At 52.7% G+C, this 17,040-nt stretch carries 19 protein-coding genes; 10 read left to right on the top strand and 9 right to left on the bottom strand.

The window, feature by feature from the left end; translation table 11 throughout:
- Positions 1-13: 13 nt before the first annotated feature.
- Positions 14-895, bottom strand: coding sequence for an SMP-30/gluconolactonase/LRE family protein (locus INT33_RS05770; protein ID WP_193091359.1), 882 nt, complete (start codon positions 893-895; stop codon positions 14-16).
- Positions 885-1,742, bottom strand: a complete 858-nt coding sequence (locus INT33_RS05765; protein WP_193091358.1) for an SDR family NAD(P)-dependent oxidoreductase — start codon at positions 1,740-1,742, stop codon at positions 885-887. The genes INT33_RS05770 and INT33_RS05765 overlap by 11 nt, the downstream gene beginning before the upstream one ends.
- A gap of 172 nt (positions 1,743-1,914) precedes the next feature.
- On the opposite strand from INT33_RS05765, the gene INT33_RS05760 reads away from it, so the two are divergent.
- Complete coding sequence (locus tag INT33_RS05760; RefSeq protein ID WP_193091357.1) at positions 1,915-2,859, top strand: LysR substrate-binding domain-containing protein; 945 nt, start codon at positions 1,915-1,917, stop codon at positions 2,857-2,859.
- Positions 2,860-2,865: 6 nt separating this feature from the next.
- On the opposite strand, the gene INT33_RS05755 is transcribed toward INT33_RS05760, so the two are convergent.
- Positions 2,866-3,915 (bottom strand): SDR family oxidoreductase, encoded by a 1,050-nt coding sequence (locus INT33_RS05755; RefSeq protein WP_441676292.1) that lies wholly within the window; start codon positions 3,913-3,915, stop codon positions 2,866-2,868.
- A 224-nt stretch (positions 3,916-4,139) separates the two neighbouring features.
- Between INT33_RS05755 and INT33_RS05750 the strand changes: the two genes are divergently transcribed.
- The 5 genes from INT33_RS05750 (at position 4,140) to INT33_RS05730 (ending at position 6,997) form a co-directional block, all read left to right on the top strand.
- Positions 4,140-4,973, top strand: a complete 834-nt coding sequence (locus INT33_RS05750) for an AraC family transcriptional regulator (protein ID WP_193091356.1) — start codon at positions 4,140-4,142, stop codon at positions 4,971-4,973.
- A 14-nt stretch (positions 4,974-4,987) separates the two neighbouring features.
- Entirely contained in the window at positions 4,988-5,596 is a 609-nt protein-coding gene (locus INT33_RS05745; protein ID WP_193091355.1) for a LysE family translocator, read from the top strand.
- A 211-nt stretch (positions 5,597-5,807) separates the two neighbouring features.
- Positions 5,808-5,990, top strand: coding sequence for a type II toxin-antitoxin system HicA family toxin (locus INT33_RS05740; RefSeq protein ID WP_192538432.1), 183 nt, complete (start codon positions 5,808-5,810; stop codon positions 5,988-5,990).
- A 38-nt stretch (positions 5,991-6,028) separates the two neighbouring features.
- Positions 6,029-6,448, top strand: a complete 420-nt coding sequence (locus INT33_RS05735) for a type II toxin-antitoxin system HicB family antitoxin (protein WP_193091354.1) — start codon at positions 6,029-6,031, stop codon at positions 6,446-6,448.
- Positions 6,449-6,685: 237 nt separating this feature from the next.
- Positions 6,686-6,997 carry a hypothetical protein gene (locus INT33_RS05730; protein ID WP_018918691.1) on the top strand — a complete coding sequence of 104 codons (312 nt, stop codon included), beginning with the start codon at positions 6,686-6,688 and terminating at the stop codon, positions 6,995-6,997.
- Positions 6,998-7,137: 140 nt separating this feature from the next.
- On the opposite strand, the gene INT33_RS05725 is transcribed toward INT33_RS05730, so the two are convergent.
- Positions 7,138-7,419, bottom strand: a complete 282-nt coding sequence (locus INT33_RS05725) for an addiction module antidote protein (protein WP_192538437.1) — start codon at positions 7,417-7,419, stop codon at positions 7,138-7,140.
- The gene (locus INT33_RS05720; protein ID WP_193091353.1) at positions 7,416-7,718 is read right to left on the bottom strand and encodes a type II toxin-antitoxin system RelE/ParE family toxin; all 303 of its coding nucleotides are present in this window, start codon (positions 7,716-7,718) and stop codon (positions 7,416-7,418) included. Before INT33_RS05720 ends, INT33_RS05725 begins: the two co-directional genes overlap by 4 nt.
- Positions 7,719-7,895: 177 nt before the next feature.
- Between INT33_RS05720 and INT33_RS05715 the strand changes: the two genes are divergently transcribed.
- Complete coding sequence (locus INT33_RS05715; protein WP_193091352.1) at positions 7,896-9,422, top strand: alpha/beta fold hydrolase; 1,527 nt, start codon at positions 7,896-7,898, stop codon at positions 9,420-9,422.
- Between the two features lie 756 nt (positions 9,423-10,178).
- Here INT33_RS05715 and INT33_RS05710 read toward each other — a convergent pair.
- Entirely contained in the window at positions 10,179-10,478 is a 300-nt protein-coding gene (locus INT33_RS05710) for a hypothetical protein (RefSeq protein ID WP_193091351.1), read from the bottom strand.
- 101 nt (positions 10,479-10,579) lie between these two features.
- Between INT33_RS05710 and dusA the strand changes: the two genes are divergently transcribed.
- Positions 10,580-11,659 (top strand): tRNA dihydrouridine(20/20a) synthase DusA, encoded by a 1,080-nt coding sequence (gene dusA, locus INT33_RS05705; protein ID WP_193091350.1) that lies wholly within the window; start codon positions 10,580-10,582, stop codon positions 11,657-11,659.
- 43 nt (positions 11,660-11,702) lie between these two features.
- Here the strand turns inward: dusA and INT33_RS05700 are convergent, their stop codons facing one another.
- Both INT33_RS05700 and INT33_RS05695 read right to left on the bottom strand, forming a co-directional pair.
- Complete coding sequence (locus tag INT33_RS05700; protein WP_192538443.1) at positions 11,703-13,157, bottom strand: catalase; 1,455 nt, start codon at positions 13,155-13,157, stop codon at positions 11,703-11,705.
- A 213-nt stretch (positions 13,158-13,370) separates the two neighbouring features.
- Positions 13,371-14,402, bottom strand: coding sequence for a succinylglutamate desuccinylase/aspartoacylase family protein (locus tag INT33_RS05695; RefSeq protein ID WP_192538445.1), 1,032 nt, complete (start codon positions 14,400-14,402; stop codon positions 13,371-13,373).
- 235 nt (positions 14,403-14,637) lie between these two features.
- On the opposite strand from INT33_RS05695, the gene INT33_RS05690 reads away from it, so the two are divergent.
- Positions 14,638-15,249 (top strand): TetR family transcriptional regulator, encoded by a 612-nt coding sequence (locus INT33_RS05690; RefSeq protein WP_018918695.1) that lies wholly within the window; start codon positions 14,638-14,640, stop codon positions 15,247-15,249.
- A gap of 67 nt (positions 15,250-15,316) precedes the next feature.
- On the top strand, positions 15,317-16,255 hold the full coding sequence (locus tag INT33_RS05685) for an alpha/beta fold hydrolase (protein ID WP_192538449.1): 939 nt from the start codon (positions 15,317-15,319) through the stop codon (positions 16,253-16,255).
- A 9-nt stretch (positions 16,256-16,264) separates the two neighbouring features.
- On the opposite strand, the gene INT33_RS05680 is transcribed toward INT33_RS05685, so the two are convergent.
- Complete coding sequence (locus INT33_RS05680; RefSeq protein WP_192538451.1) at positions 16,265-16,939, bottom strand: hypothetical protein; 675 nt, start codon at positions 16,937-16,939, stop codon at positions 16,265-16,267.
- Positions 16,940-17,040: the final 101 nt, after the last annotated feature.

Below are 17,040 nucleotides of genomic sequence, written 5' to 3'. Positions count from 1 at the left end.
TAGGCAGGCTCCGCTACCCTGGTTTGAAACGATGGCGCGGGCTTCCCGCCACCGACAGGCGTACCGCAAATAGGCCGCCAGCGTCAGGGTAGCGCTCAAGCTCATCCGCGCGCATGCCAAATCGCGCAGAGGTAATGAAAAGCGTCTTCATATCGACACCACCAAAGCAGCAGCTGGTGGGCCTAGGCACGGGAACCGAGAGCTGCTCGGTTAGTTCACCATAAGCGTTATAGCGCAGCAAGCAAGCGCCATTGAATTGGCACACCCAGATACCGCCTTCCACATCCATGGCTAGCCCATCAGGCCTTCCCAAGTGGGCAGGGGTCTCTGTGAACATAGTTATATTGCTTAGGGTACCGGCGGCCAGCGAATAGTCCGCTTGTAAGATCTGTCGTGCTACCGAGTCTACAAAGTAGAGGCAATTACCCTCATGATTCCACACCAAGCCGTTAGGTAATCCCATGCGGCCATATAACAGCGTAGGTGCTAGCTGGGTGTCAAAGCTGAAAAGTTGCCCACTCTCAGGGCGATGGCTTTCATCCATCAAACCCGTAACGAAACGACCTCTGGGGTCGCAGGCGCCGTCGTTGAAGCGGTAATGCGGCTCTGCGCTGATCGCAGCAGACATTTGTACGATCTGCCGCGTTTTCAGATCAAACACCGTTACCCGCGCACCTTCGGCGAATATTAAATTGCCCGCCTGGGTGAGCGCCAGCGCGCCGATGGTGTGGTGCGATTCATACAGCGTATAAGGCACTGCGTTACCCTGGAGTGCGTGTATCTTGCCATCGGTGATATCGACAAAGTAGAGCGTGCCGGTGCGCTCATCCCAAACGGGGCTTTCACCAAGCTCGGTCTTGACGCTTGCCCACTTGGCTATCGCATTAGCGCACATGGCCGTGTTCCTTGATGACTTCCCACTGAGCGGCCATCTCGTCAACGCTTGCCGCATAAATACGATTTAAATCGCGCGGGTAGTCGATGCCAGGATTCTCCTCGAAACGAGTGGCGCTAAACTGGCCGTTGCTGGCACGCAAGATATAGCCGCTCTCATTGCATAAGTAGCTTGCCAAGTACATCGTCCCCGGCGTCACCCACTCCGGTTTGAGATCCGAGGGCGTGCCGGTTTCGCCCCACATGCGCGTTCTGGCCACAGGCGATACCGCGTTTACCCGAATGCCGTGTTCATACCCTTCCAGCGCCAAGGCATTCATAAGGCCAATCTGAGCCATCTTGCCGGCCGCATAAGCCGCAAGCCCCTTCTGACCGTAGCAGGCATACATGGCACGGTCAGAGGTAGTCAACACGATGCGCGGTGCTGTCGAGGACTTAAGGTGCGGCCAGGCATACTTGGCAAGCCACATCGGCGCCCAGACGTTCACTGCCAATGAGCGCTCAAGGAAATCCGCCTGGGCATCATCGATGGCCTGGTAGCCGACCCAGCCCGCGTTATGGATGATGATATCCAGCCCTTGAAACTCAGAGATGGCGCGTACGATCAGCGCGTGGCACTCGGACTCATCTTCCAGATCTCCGCTGTGCGCGATAGCCCGATGTCCCCGCTCTCTCAGCGCTGCCGCCGCTTTATCGCTAATGCTGCTATCCATGCCGACCCCATCCCGGTCGGCACCGCTGTCGCTGATCACGATATTCGCGCCTGCTTCGGCAAGCGCAACGGCGTAGGTCCAGCCAAGCCCTCTGGCGCCGCCAGTAATTAGGGCTGTTCGATTCTTGAATAACATTCGCTGTTTCCTTTCTGTCTGGATAAACAAGTGTTATTCAAGGTACGCATTTAATTCTTTTTATCTAATATTAATGAGCGACAAGTTTGATATGCACAGCGTATTACTGAAATAATTTTTAATGGTTTAAAGTATTTAAAGCGCCCTATCGATTCATCCACCGAGGCCACCTATGGTCGAAACCCGCTTGCTCAAGCAGTTCATTGCCGTAGCGGAAGAGCTGCACTTTCACCGCGCCGCTGCTCGGCTCAACATGGCTCAGCCGCCCTTAAGCCAAGCCATCGCCCGGCTTGAAGACCGCCTCGGCTTTCAACTCTTTATCCGTAGCAAGCGCGAAGTAGCATTAACTCTCGCCGGTAGCGCTTTTTTAGAAACGGCCTACACCACGCTTAACCATTTGGAAACAGGTATTCAGCGGGCACGTGATGTGGCTGGTGGCGTTGCAGGGCGACTGACGGTGACTACCGTATCTTTGGCGTATTACGAACCGGTATTGGATGCGCTGCGCCAGTTCCGAAAAAGTTTGCCGAACGTTGAGCTAGTGATCCAGGAGATGCCTTCTTCGCACCAGGTTAAAGCGCTGATGACTGGCAATTCGGACGTAGCGTTTATGCGCCACATGCCCATTCCAAACTCCATTCGCTCAAGAAAGGTGCTTGAAGAGAGTATCTTGTTGGCACTCCCCATTGATCACCCAAGCGTTAACAAGAGGTCGTTGGATTTAAGCGATTTTGCTCAGGAGGATTTCGTCTTTACACCCCAGGCACTGGGGCCCGGGTATTATCATCAGCTTATGGCGCTATGCGAAACGGCAGGCTTTTACCCGAGGATCAAGCAGGAGGCCGCTCAGTTGCATACCCTGGTCGGCCTTGTAGCTAGCGGATTCGGCATTGCGCTATTACCGGAGTGCATGGCAAATGCCGTATTAAATCATAAAGTCGCTTTTTGTCCGCTGCGCCCGATTGGCGATGATTCAAACGCGGTGCTTGGCTTATATATGAACTGGCACCATGACAACGCATCGCCCTTGCTTACCAAGTTTATTGGCATGATAGAAACCCATAGTGAACGGCATTCGGCCCAAGCCTGCCAACTGGATTGGACCGATAGCACTTAATCAAGCTTATGGATGACCATTGCCACCGCCAGCGCCATAAATATTACCCGTGGTAAAGCTGGACTCTTGCGAGGCCAAGAGCACGTAGGCACCGGCGAGCTCTGCCGGCTGGCCTGGGCGCCCCAGAGGACCGTCTTCACCGAAGCTTTGTACGGCTTCTTGCGGCTGGCCACCGCTGGGCTGAAGCGGGGTCCAGAACGGGCCGGGGGCCACGCCATTAACGCGAATGCCCTGCTCGGCAAGCTGCTTGGCCAGCGCCTTGGTAAACGCAATGATCGCCGCTTTGGTCATTGAGTAATCCAGCAGGATTTTAGGCGGATCGTAGGCCACCACCGAGGTGGTGTTGATAATCGCAGCACCTGCTTCCAGATGAGGCATCGCCGCCTGGGTTATCCAGTACATGGCGTAAAGATTGGTTTTCATTGTGGCATCGAAGTCATCATGGCTAAGCTCTGTGATCGAGGGCTTCCACTGCTGACGGGCGGCGTTATTAACCAGGATATCTAATCCACCCAGTTGCTGTACTGCCGTCTCGACCAGCTCACTACAAAATGCTTCATCACGGATATCACCGGGGATGGCAACCGCAGTGCGCCCTTCGGCCTCAATTAACTCAATCACTTCCCGGGCATCAGATTCCTCTTCAGGCAGGTAGTTGATTGCTACATCAGCACCCTCGCGTGCATAAGCAATGGCGGCTGCCCGGCCGATACCGGAATCCCCACCCGTGATTAGGGCCTTGCGGCCTTCCAGACGCCCGCTGCCACGGTAGCTCTCCTCACCGTGGTCAGGCCGTGGGTCCATTTCACTGGCAAGCCCCGGCCACTCCTGCGGCTGTTCAGAAAACGGCGGTGCGGGATATTGACTGGTCGGGTCCTGCTTTTGTGGCATAGAGCCTCCTGTAGAGCTTGCGCCAGCCGCACCAGTGCTGGCAGTGGGCTGTGAAGTGGATGATTGAGCGAAAGCGGGTGCGGCAATAGCGGCGGCCATACCGGTCGCTAAACCACCCACTACCTGGCGGCGTGAAGGATCGAACGAGTTGATCGGTTTCACCATAACCTCCTTGTCATTAGCCGTACTGGGATTCAACGTTTACCGATCTAGCGTAGCAGCCAGTACCCAGAACTAAATCAAAGCTCGCCTGACTTTATGATTCATTAAGAAGATTACCGACCGTTCAAAATGGGCAGTCAACGCCCATAAAGCGCAATTTTGTACAAGCTGAGGCAAGTCGCAAGCGTTAAACTAGCGCCATATCATTTTGATAAGGGGGCTTAGCAATGGGGCAATCGTCAAGCCGCTTTCAGTTCACTAAAAGTCAGCACATACCCACACTGAAAGTGCTACAGGCAGCGATGTTCGATTTTCGCTATGACCCTCACGCGCATGAAGAGTACGCCTTTGGGGTGACGCTTTCTGGGCGTCAGGACTTTTTCAGCGGTGGGCAATATCACCGCAGCCCGCCAGGCAACGTGATCATCTTTAACCCGGACGACGTTCATGACGGCCAACCAGGCGGTGACCGTACGCTTGATTACGTCATGCTGTATGTTCACCCCGACCAGGTGAAAGCCCTATTTGAAGGCGCCTTGGGTCAGGAAACGGCGTTTCACTTTCGATTCGACAGCACATTAGTGCAGGACACCACGCTACGCGAGCGGATAACAAGCGCGGCTCAGCTTATTACCACGACAACCGGCAGTCAGATTGATCAGGAAAATTCCCTCTACCAAGTCGTTGAGCGGATCACCCAGCTAGGCGGCGCCTACCAGCCAGGGCATACCTCTACCCGGCCTGATGCGCTACTCGGCTTGGCCAAGGAGTATATTCACGCGCACTTGGATACCGACCTATCGCTTGAAGCGATTAGCCAGGCCGCGCATCTTTCCAAGTTTCATTTCCTGCGGCTTTTCCGTCAGCAGTTAGGCATCACGCCCTACCAGTACGTAATCAACTGCCGGGTTAATGCGGCGTGTAGTGCACTTGAGCAAGGCGCTTCGCTTAGCGAGGTAACGTTTCGCTACGGCTTTACCGACCTTAGCCATTTCAACCGACGCTTTAAGCGCATATACGGCGTAACGCCCTACCAATATCAGCGCCATCTTATCTGCTGAATAGAGAGATCTTTATGTTAGCCATTATTGCTTACGCCTTAGGCGTAATGTATTCGCCTGGGCCGGTGAATTTTCTAGGGCTGAATGCCGGTATGAACGGGCAGACAAAAACCTCGCTAGGCTACTGTATGGGCGTAGGCACGGCGATGCTGCTACTGTTTTTACTCTTTGGCTGGGCCGGTGCCGCCTGGATCAACGGCCAGCTACTGATAGCGGTGAGCGTTATCGGCTGTGCCTATATTATTTACTTGGCGATACACATCGCTAAAGCGCGCGTGGATCTCGATTCAATCACCCAGCCACCGCTGACGTTACGCTATCGCGATGGACTGGTGCTACAGCTGCTAAACCCTAAAGGCATTGTGGCAACTTTACCCATCGCCACCCTGCAGTTTCCGGCTGCCGGTATTCAAGGGATCAGTTTAGTGGCTTGGTCGCTGGGATTAGCATTACTTGCCGCAGGAGCCCCCGGAAGCTACATATGGGTTGGCAGCTTAGTGGGTGGCCGGATAAAAAACCCTGCCTTTTTCAGGCGCTTTAATCAGTTGATGGCGTTGCTGCTGGTGGGCGTTGCTTTGTCTATTGGCTATGAGCATGTTTGGGTGCCTTTAGTAAGCACGTAGCATGATCGTTATACTTACTTTTTCTGACCATGGGGCGAGTAAATAGGCAGCTAGAGCCACCACTAATGGCAAGAATTACAGGTCGTAGGCTGTTAATACGAACGCAGGCCCGAATAGCCTCAACGACCAAAGGGGTTATCAGAGTTATAAAATTGACCAACCCTTTTTTTGGGGTTACAGTAACTCCAGGATTAAAATAAAGGGGCAGGAGGTGAATAGCAGAGAGCTGATTAAAGAACTGGAAACGGGTGGCTGGGAACTTGTCAGAGTAAAAGGCAGCCATCACCATTTCAGGCACCCAACCAAGCCCGGCACAGTGACCGTGCCACACCCCAAAAAGGATTTAAAAATCGGGCTGGTTAAAGGAATCAGAAAAAGCGCTGGCCTTGAATAAGGTTGGCCACTGCTGCCCCTACTAACGGAGGTCAACGCATGTTGTTTCCCATTGCCATTGAACGTGGCGACAATGATCACGCCTATGGCGTGACAGTACCCGATTTGCCCGGCTGCCACTCAGCAGGCGACAGCTTTGAAGAGGCGATGATTAACGCTAAGGAAGCTATCGAAGGCTGGTTGGAAGTGGCCGTGGAATACGGCGACCCCATTCCCGAAGCCACATCCATCGAACACCATATGGATAACCCTGATTTTGAGGGCTGGATTTGGGCTGTGGTGGATATTGATCTAACCCCTTACCTCGGTAAAAGTCACAAAATAAACGTCACTCTTCCCGACCTACTGCTCAAGCAGATTGATGACTTTGTGGCCGGCCACCCTGGGGATAAAACGCGAAGTGGCTTTCTCGCACGCGTCGCTATGGCGGAACTGACCAGAGCACGTAAGGGCGCATAATCCCTATTGCACACACTCGGCCATCCGATGTGCCGAGTGTTTATAGTGCCCATATCCTGCGTAAGGGTACTGAAGCGACGGTAAGACAAACATTGGTGTGGGTTGGATACATAGCTCGAAGTATCTGATGCTGCTTTTTTGTGCCTGCAGTTTTCAAAGGGCTGTTCTAGTCTATAAATAGAAAGAGCCAATTTGGCTTGTTCAAAGCAAACATCAGGCAAGCATAGGAGTAAAGCGATGAACCATGGATCGGATGAACAGCGTAACAAGGGCGAAGAAGCTCAAAAAGCTAAACAGACGATTGATAAAGACACGCCTCATGATGCCGATGCTCAGCAAAAAGCGTCACAGCATGAAGAGCCACGCCCTTATCGACCAGATGCCAACGTTGATAACCAGAAAAACGAAGAATCCCGTTCAGAGCCTGGCCACAATACATCTGGCAAAGCAGCGCCCATTCCAGGCGCTCAAGTAGTCAAGGAAAAGCGCGCTCATAAAGACAATATTGATCAGAAGTCTGATGAAGCCGACCCTAAAGGGAGCGAGTAGTTTAGGCCTGCAATCTTAACGGCTCCAACATTATGCAAGGAACCCCGTAAATTGCACTGCACCCAAAAGTTAGATACTCATCCAGCGATCAGGGTGCAGTTCATTAAAAAGCGGGCATATCATGATGCGGGTTACCTGCCTTACGACGCTTTAGCATGCAACGAAATACCAAGGGCTTTCGTCACCGTCATGATCGTTGCAAAGCTCGGGTTCCCATCAGCGGAAAGCGCTTTGTACAACCCCTCACGGGTCAACCCAGTATCACGTGCTAGTTGTGACATACCACGGGCGCGCGCGATATCCCCAAGCGCGGCAGCTACCAGCGCGGGATCGTCTTCCTCAAAGCAAGCCTCCAAGTATAGCGCCATATCCTCTTCAGTTTTTAGATGGTCAACGACATCCCATTTACGCAGTGTGCTCATGGCGCCTCCTTCAAATCGCGTGCTAATTGCTTCGCGATATCAATATCTTTTGCCTGAGTGGATTTATCACCACCTGCCAGCAAGATCACCAGCTCATACCCCTGCTGGACAAAATACACTCGGTAGCCAGGCCCGTATTGAATCCTGAGTTCTGATACCCCTTCACCAACAGGTTCACAATCCCCGAAGTTCCCCAACTCAACGCGGCGCACTCTGGCCAAAATCTTTGCCTTGGCTCTGCTATCTCGCAACTTCACGAACCAAGTCGAGTAGGTCTCGGTGACGGTAATCATTTTCATAATCAAAATGTAAACCACAGTTAACACTAAAGCAAGTAGTCTCTTCGGTGCCACCGGGCTCGTTATTCAGCAATATGGTGTTGATACTCTTACTTAGCGTTTACTCAACTATAGTGGGGCTACGGCACAGTATTTGCCGTCCTTCTCGCCAACACACAAAAGCAATGGAGAGATGTTATGCCCTCCACTAAGCATCAGGCCGTCGCTAGCCTATGCCTAATGGCTGCATTAGGTGCTGGAATAGCTCACGCACAAGACCAAGATGAAAACACCATCCCTCGGCTAGAAAGCACAACCTGTGCAACCCAAGCGCTAAAAGACCTCAATGCCAGTTGCTACACCTTCTACGGTCAGGAAAACTGGAACAATCCAAACGGGAGAACAATTGAGCTTCCTATAGGCGTTATCGATCCGGAAACTGAAAATGATGCCGATGCGGAAAGCGACCCCGTGGTCTTTTTTCCAGGCGGCCCAGGATACTCCATCCTCGGCAATGCTGATTACATTGAGCAACTGCGTAAGGATATTGGCAACCGCTCGCTAGTGGTGTTTGATCCTCGAGGCTTTAAACATGCCACCCCATCATTGGAGTGTCCTGGCTACGCGGGCGTGTCCCCCTACCACAACATTATCCACACCCCCGCTTTAACGGCTTCACTCGACCCTATGGAGCGGATGCAACACATCACTGACGAAGTCGCTGCTTGCTATCAAAAGCTTGAAGATGAAGCCGTTGAAATTGCCCAATATACGGAAAGCTCAACCTCACGCGATCTTGATGAGATTCGTAACCTGCTTGATTACGATAACGTGAATATTTTCGGCTCCTCTACAGGGAGTGGCACTGCGCTTTCTTATGTTCGTTATTATCCCGACAGTGTGAGAGCCGCCATTCTTGGTTGGCCCTGGTACACCAGCCTTCGCAATAGAGCGCCCTTGGATGAGTTTTACACCTTAAAACGTCGATTTACAGACGTTCTAGCCATGTGCGTTGAAGACAGCGAAGCTTGCCGAGAACAAGTCCCTGCATGGTTTTTAGCCATTGATAGAACGCGCCGCGCGCTGGACGACAAGCCCTATATTGCCCAAGTAGAATCAGAGGACGAACAGAAAACACTATACTTTGATGGTGCCGCCTTCCTCGACACGCTCTACCTGATGCTACCGCAATATTATGCTGAACTGCCTCGCATTGTTTCCCAGGTAACGGAGGGTGATTACTCGTCGCTGCATGACTTCTTCATGATTGACGATTACACCCCAGTGACTGAAGCACCTAACTATGCCATGGGCGCGTTCCTGGCTCAGGCCTGTAACGACATGGGAACCAATCGGCCCACGCCACAAGACTCATTAGCTGCGGTACAGCGCGAACCCGCCATTATTGGTTTTGAACCTATCTGGCTCTGTGCTTGGTGGGGCGGAGATGGTGACGTGCCACCCGAGCATAACGACATCGTAACGACAGAGACACCAGCCCTGGCGATCCATGGCCAGATGGACCCTTGTTGCGGTACTCGCTGGAGCGATGAGCTTACCGGCACCATGCCCAATCTCAAGGCTATCGAGATGCAGGCGCTGGGGCATAGCCCGGTCAATGAGTGTCGCTCCGCCGTAATTAAAGAATTTCTGGATGACCCACTGGCGCAGGTAGATACCAGCTGCCAAAACGAAGTGCCGCTTGCTGAATGGCAATTGGAGTAGTAAGCACGCTTTACCTTAAGTTGGCAAAATTCAGACCTGTGCTAACTCATAGTTACGCCAAAAGCCCGCAACCAGGCGGGCTTTTGCTTATGGATTCAAGAACAAGCGCCCTGACTAGAGGTAGAGGCAGTGACTTGGTACCTCAGCATAAAAGCCATTTTCAAATTTAAGTAGTGGTTTAGAAAGGTGAAGGGAGACCATACGGCTTTTTTCAATAAAACATAAAAATAACAAATATTTAAAACCCACTAACAGCTAAAAAAGTAAAGATACAATCCTAGCGGATTTTTTGTTAATAGGCATGGTGCTGGGCTTAGCCTGTCAATAACCTGTGGATGAAAAAATACCATATATGCTTGAATTGATTTTCCCATAGCCTATATATAGTATGCGTCGCGTCAGGCTAAGTTGATTAAGTTTAGGCTGACAAACGAAAAAAGCCCCAGTCGTGGGGACTAGGGCCTTTCGTAAGTATCAGGCGTTAGCGCGCCTTCAACATTTGGTAAAGGAGATTATCTGATGGAGAAAATTAACACATCTCGTGTAATTTTCAACATTAAGTTGAATAAATGGTTGACGATTAAGCCGGTCTACAATCCGTATATCGGGAGGTTAACACGATGAAAAGTATTGAAATCGTGTTGTATTTCTTTGACCTTACAATGAAGTTAACAGAGCTGACGTTAACGTTGTGGCCAAACTGGCCTACGTTGCTCTGATCAAATCAAGCCCGCTTCGGCGGGCTTTTGTGTCTGCTCACCGAAAACGCTGCACCTGCTCAATAGTGGCGCGCTTGCTCCGCCCTGCTCCATCGGCAAATTCATGTAGGTAACGTTCAATGGCATCGTGTAAAGTAACTCCCTTCCATTTAGCAGTCAGTACGCCACCAGGCGCGGCCAACTCCAGTTCCCGACGCTTCGCCCACTCAACGGCCATCGCTTTTTTAGGGAATGTTTTTGACTCTGAGTAGTCTGGTTGACCATTACGGGCAATGCGGATCTGCACCATATATGAGAAACTGCCGTCCTTTTTCCGGCGCTTCCGAATCGTTGCCATTTTTGCCACTCAGATGTACCAAATCAAAAGCGGCTCAAGTACCAAATATGTACCAACGAACCATGTAAAACGTCGCACAACCACTGTAAATATGAACAGTCATGAATGATAACACAACCCAGCAAACCCGCATGAAGTCTGGCACCGCCCGCCCTGAGCTGGATAGAACTTTCTCCGTCGCCCCCATGATGGACTGGACCACCCGGGACTACCGGGCGTTTGCGCGTACGTTAACCAAGCGGGCGCTGCTGTATACCGAGATGGTGACTACCGGGGCCGTTCTGCACGGCTCGCCGCGTGAGCGTTTTTTGGGTTACAGCGACGTGGAGCATCCGATCGCCCTGCAGCTGGGTGGTAGTGATTCAGGGGAGCTTGCCGAGTGCGCGGCGATTGCCGAGGCATGGGGCTATGACGAGGTCAATCTGAACGTGGGCTGCCCAAGTGATCGGGTACAGAACAACATGATTGGCGCCTGCCTGATGGGCTATCCAGAAAAAGTCGCCGATGCTGTGCGCGCTATGCAGGCCGCGGTGTCAATTCCGGTCACGGTGAAGTGTCGTATCGGGATTGATGACCAGGATGAAGATGCCGACCTGGCGCGCTTTATCGATATAGTCGCGGACGCCGGTTGTGAGACATTTACCGTGCATGCGCGCAAAGCGTGGCTTAAAGGTTTATCACCTAAAGAAAACCGCGATGTGCCGCCGCTTAACTACCCGCGCGTGCATCGTTTAAAGCAGGACCGCCCTGAGCTGCATATTGGCATCAACGGTGGGATTAAAACGCTTGAAGAGTGTCAGGCGCAGCTTGAACACGTAGATAGCGTGATGATTGGTCGTGAAGCCTACCAAAATCCCTGGTTACTCGCAGAGGTCGATGCGCTGCTTTACGGTAAGCCGGGGCCTATCGCTAGCCGTGTTGAGGCGGCCCAGGCGTTTCGCCCGTATATTCAGCAGCGGTTGGATGAAGGCGCAAAGCTTAACCATATTACCCGTCATCTGTTGGGGCTTTTTCAAGGCTGCCCCGGCGGCCGGCGTTTTCGGCGTCTGCTATCGGAACACGCGCATAAAGAAGGCGCCGGGTTACGTTTGTTTGATGATGCTGTTGGGCTGGTTAGCGAGCTTTCTCAAGAACAGTCTCAAGAGCAGGCACAAGAACGCGAACAGCCCGCTACGACTTAACGTAGCGGGCTGTGGTGGGCGGTAATTAATCTACGTTTGCTGGTTAGTTGCCGCGCACGCCTTTCTCGATACGCTCACCGACTTCCTGATCGATATTGCGCCAATATTCAAAAGCGCGCTCTAGAACCGGCTCAGTAACGCCATCCGAAAGGTGGCCAACTACGTTGGATACCAAGCGATCACGCGCAGCGTCGTCCATTACTTCACGCACCAACGTATGCGGCTGGCTCCAGTCATCATCGTCTTTACGCAAGGTATAGGCGGTACGCACAAACTCACCGCTTGTCGCCCATACGGCATCTTCCGGGAAGCGCTCGCCATCGGCTTTGGGGCCACCTTTGCTGTTCGGCGCATACACAGGGTCCGTTGCGTTATGCATTCGCATCGCCCCGCCCTGGGTATAGCTATTGACCGGACACTTGGGCGTATTGACCGGAATATGCTTGTAGTTCACCCCCAGGCGAGCCCGGTGGGCATCGGCATAGGAGATTGAACGCGCTAGCAGCATCTTGTCGGGTGAAAGCCCGGTGCCAGGCACCATATTGTTAGGCTCGAAGGCAGCCTGATTGATTTGGCTATGGAAGTCGGTAGGGTTTTCATTAAGGGTCAGCTTACCCACTTCCATCAGCGGATAGTCATCGTGGGGCCACACTTTGGTAAGATCAAAGGGATTATAGCGATACGTTTTAGCATCCTCGAAGGGCATGATCTGCATCTGCAGTGTCCAGGTGGGATACTCGCCGCGCTTGATGGCTTCAAACAGGTCACGACGGTGGTAATCCGCATCGTTACCGGCCATCTGGTCGGCCTGTTCCTGGGTCATGCACTTGATGCCCTGGTCGGTTTTGAAGTGGTACTTCACCCAGAACCGCTCACCCTCATCATTCACCCACATATAGGTATGGCTGGAGTAACCGTTCATGTGCCGCCACGTAGCGGGCACGCCACGATCGCCCATTAGCCACGCCACCTGGTGGGCAGACTCAGGCACCAGCGTCCAGAAATCCCACTGCATATCGTGATCACGCAGGCCGTTATCCGCCCGGCGCTTTTGCGAATGGATAAAGTGCTGGAACTTCATCGGGTCACGGACAAAGAACACGGGGGTGTTGTTACCCACCAGGTCGAAGTTGCCTTCTTCGGTATAGAACTTTATCGCAAAGCCGCGCGGATCGCGCCAGGTATCCGGGCTACCGCTTTCCCCGGCAACGGTTGAGAAGCGAATCAGTAAATCGGTTTTAGTGCCTTTTTTCAGAAATTTGGCTTTGGTGTACTTACTGACATCATGAGTGACTTCAAAATGGCCGAAGGCGCCGCTACCCTTGGCGTGAGGCTGACGATCAGGAATCATCTCCCGGTTGAACGCCGCCATTTGCTCCATCAGAAAATGATCGTGTAGAACGATGGGTCCATCGGGTCCTACTGAAAGCGAATGCTCATCGCTTGAAACCGGAATACCGGCACCTGTCGTCGTATGTTTAGGATTACCGCTCGTCATTACCTTTCCTCCATGTCACGGCTGGCACGGCGCCTGGGCGCCGTTTTTTATAAAATCTATGTTTTTAATAAATTTTATGTACTGAGCAGTCGTTGTTATTTTTAATTTAAGCTAATAAGACTCACCAAAGGTATAGTCAAGCGTGGAGGATTACGCCATTTATCTGACTGAATTGCTTATTTATTGAGCCGATAGGCTTTTTATATGACGCGATTAATACAGCGCGTCGGGCAAAGGCGTAAGACTTGAGTGAAAGCTTTCAATCGCGGTTTCCGCCTCTTCAATCTCATCAAACCGGGCAATGTGATAAAGCGCTTCGCCTTCATTGGCAAGCGGCAAACGACTCATGCCGATCACAATGCCATCAGCCATCGATTTAACTTCATCTTCCTGATTGCCAAACGGATCGGCGACTTTTCCCAGCACCTCGCCTTTAGCCACCCGGGCGCCCAAACGCACCTGGGGCCTTAAAATGCCGTCGATAGGCGCGCGCGCCCAGCTAGATCCATTGGCAAGCTCTGCTGGCGCCGTCGAGCGCCGACGCTGTTCACCGGTTAGCATATCTAAGCGGCGCATCACACGTAGTACGCCCCGCACGCCCGGGGCGATGGCCCACTCGTCAAACCGTAGCGCTTCGCCCGCTTCATAGGTAAGCACAGGAATACCGCGTCCTTGCGCATAGTGGCGCAGGCTCCCTTCACGCAGCTCGGCATTGAGTATCACCGGTGCGCCAAAGGCATCCGCCATGCGCTCGGTTTCACTACCTGGGCTTAGCTGCGCGCGAATTTGCGGCAAGTTGGTCCGGTGGATAGCGCCGGTGTGCAGGTCGATAATATGCGTGGCCTTATCCACGATCTGCTCGCGAAACAGCGCGGCAATTCGCCCCCCCAGGGAGCCTGTCTCACTCCCAGGAAAACAGCGGTTAAGGTCACGCCGGTCTGGCAGATAGCGGGTCTGCTGCAAAAAACCAAACACGTTGACTACGGGCACGGCTATTAACGTGCCGCGCAGGCTTTTGATAGCTTTTGAGCGCAGCAGGCGACGGACGATTTCCACGCCATTGATTTCATCACCATGAATCCCGCCGCACACCAGCATAACGGGCCCCTCTTTGCGCCCGTGTACGACTTCAACCGTAATATGCAGGGGTGTATGGGTGTAAAGACGCGCAACCGGCACGTCGATTTGTGAACGTTGGCCGGGCTCTACGGTATGCCCAGCGAGTTGAAAAGCTGCTCGCGCCATCTTGAAATTCCTATTACCAGCGGTATTCCCACGCATGCACGATGGCATTCACCAAGTGATGCTATAAGCCTAAACGCCCATTCGCAGGGTTAGCGCCTGTGCGTTATGGAAGGCATACAAAGTTGATAACACATGTAATGCGTTTAATCATCTATCCATACAGTTTTGAATGTAAAAATCGTGGCGTATCAGATAAAATAAGATCATCTTGTGTCATTACTGAGGTTGCGTTTCCATGGCAAGAAAGACCAAAGCGGAAGCGGCTGCTACTCGTGAAGCGCTGCTGGATGCTGCCGAGGAGGTATTTTTTGCAAAGGGTGTCGCACGCACGTCTCTTGAGCAGATTGCTCGGCATGCAGGGTTAACCCGTGGCGCGGTCTACTGGCATTTTAAAAACAAGGGCGACCTGTTCATGGCACTGGTGGAACGCGTACGCATGCCGTTCCAGTCGTTGATGGACGCCGTCAGTAAAGCCGACGAAAAGCTTTCCCCGATGGAGGCCATTCGGCTTGCCTGCCATGCGGGCCTAGCACGTCTTGAGCAACCTTCTCATCAGCGTATCCTGTCGATTTTACTGCATCGCTGCGAATTTTTTAGCGATATCAATCCACTCGCCATGCAGGATGAGATCGGTGAAGAGTGTTTTTCCGAAATGCTGATCGTATTCAAGGAAGCCGAACACCAGCAGCTGCTGCGTGAAGATCTAACCCCTGAAGTCGCGACCCGCATGATGCAGTCGGTACTTGGTGGCCTTTTCCACGACTGGCTGCGCACTCCGCATGCGTTTTCCATACGCCAACGTGGCGGCGAACTGATTGACACCTTGATACGTATCATGCACCGCTAGCCCATGACATTCGCTGCAATGCAGCAATCTACCTATACTGGGATGACTGCAGGCTTTGGAGCATCCCATGGACGCCCTGGAATTTATCCGCGTACGCGAACTAGAAGTTGCCATACGTATTTGGAACCCTAACGCACCGCGCACGCTGGTAGCTTGGCACGGTTTAGCCCGCCACGGTGGCGACTTTAACGCCTTCGCCCGCGCACTGGGTGATGAATGGCGGGTTATTGCTCCCGATACGCCGGGCAGAGGGCTTTCCAGCTGGTCACTTTTTCCCTCCCACGATTATCTTTATAGCCACTACGTTAATGTTGCCATTGCGGTATTGGATCACTTCAAGCTTGAGCAAACCGACTGGCTGGGCACCTCCATGGGCGGCTTGCTAGGCATACAGTTGGCCGCCCACGCTGAGCACAGCAAGCGCATCTCGCGCCTCATACTTAACGATGTTGGGCCTGAGTTAAATAATAATGGGCTGATTGAGCTGGCAAGCTACTTTAGTACTCATCATCGCTTCACTACCTTGAGTGAATTGTATGCTGAGCTAAGAGAGCATTACGCAAGCTTTGGCATTCAGGAAGAAGCGACCTGGCGTGAGCTATTGCTAAGCAGTGCTCGCCGCCTGCCTGATGGCAGTTGGACCCACCATTTCGATCCGCGCATCAACAAGCAGTTTATTCACGATACTCCACGGGATATGTGGAAGGATTGGGCAGCTATTCGCTGCCCGGTCATGGTCATTCGTGGCGAGCACTCGACACTGCTGGATGCAGCCACTTTGCCACGCATGTCAAAAGATCAGCCTGAGCTGGTAACGCTGACCGCGCCCGGCTGCGGGCATGCGCCAATGTTAGACCGCTTAGAACAAGTGGCCCCCATTCGTCAGTTCCTTCAGCAGCCGCTACCCGCCCACTCAATATCTTCTCGACCATCCAGCACTACCGCCAATGACGCGTTACCCATAGGACGATGGCTAACAAGGCAGTGGCGGCGCTGGTTCAAGTAATGTGTAGCGTTAGGTCGAATATCCTGCGTCATGACCTTTATGGTTAAGGCGCAGTTTATTCAACCGTACCCGGGTATCCAGATATGTTTGCTCGGTGACACTGCGATAAGCGCTTTCATCGGCCAGGTATTTCACCAGTACACGGCGCTCGCCCTCTTGAGGGCAGTCGCCCTGCTTACAGTGTAGCCTTACGCGGCTATTCGGTTCATTTTCAATGACCGCGGTAGCAAATTCATTGCCTTCACGTTCAGATACCACCACCGTGGCACCTAACAGGCAGCGCCGTGTGAACGGCTTATAGCGATGCAAATTACGCTGCAGCATATGACACATCATGGCGGCGATGGGTGAGGCAATCGCAAACACTATCCATAAGACAAGTACACCCACCGGCACTCGCAGCATACCCAACGACAGCCAGCGTAATGCTAAAAGCTCAATGACTAATGAAAGCGCTCCCGCCACGACGATTAGAAACGTTAGGGCCAGCGTGGCTGGCACACCCGCAAACCCTAACGATACCAATGTGCTGGCCATATGGTCGTCGCGCAGGCTGTCACGCTCAAACAGCTCAAGCGGGGCGATTCGCACCAGCACTAATAACCAATAAAGCCCGACTAGAGCAAGCAGGAAAGTAAACACTATAGTGGGAAACTGCAGTGCAGCAGAAACAAACGGTTGCATGGCGTGTCCTCCTCCAGGCATATCGCCCGGTGTTGTTTTCGCTTGCGATGATTTTATTAGTTCAAGCTGAAAACGATTTACCTCTTTTAGGGTAGTCTAAA

It is taken from the genome of Halomonas colorata, from assembly GCF_014897985.1.
GTDB classification, from domain to species: Bacteria; Pseudomonadota; Gammaproteobacteria; order Pseudomonadales; family Halomonadaceae; genus Vreelandella; species Vreelandella colorata.
This window is presented reverse-complemented; position numbering and strand designations above follow the sequence as displayed.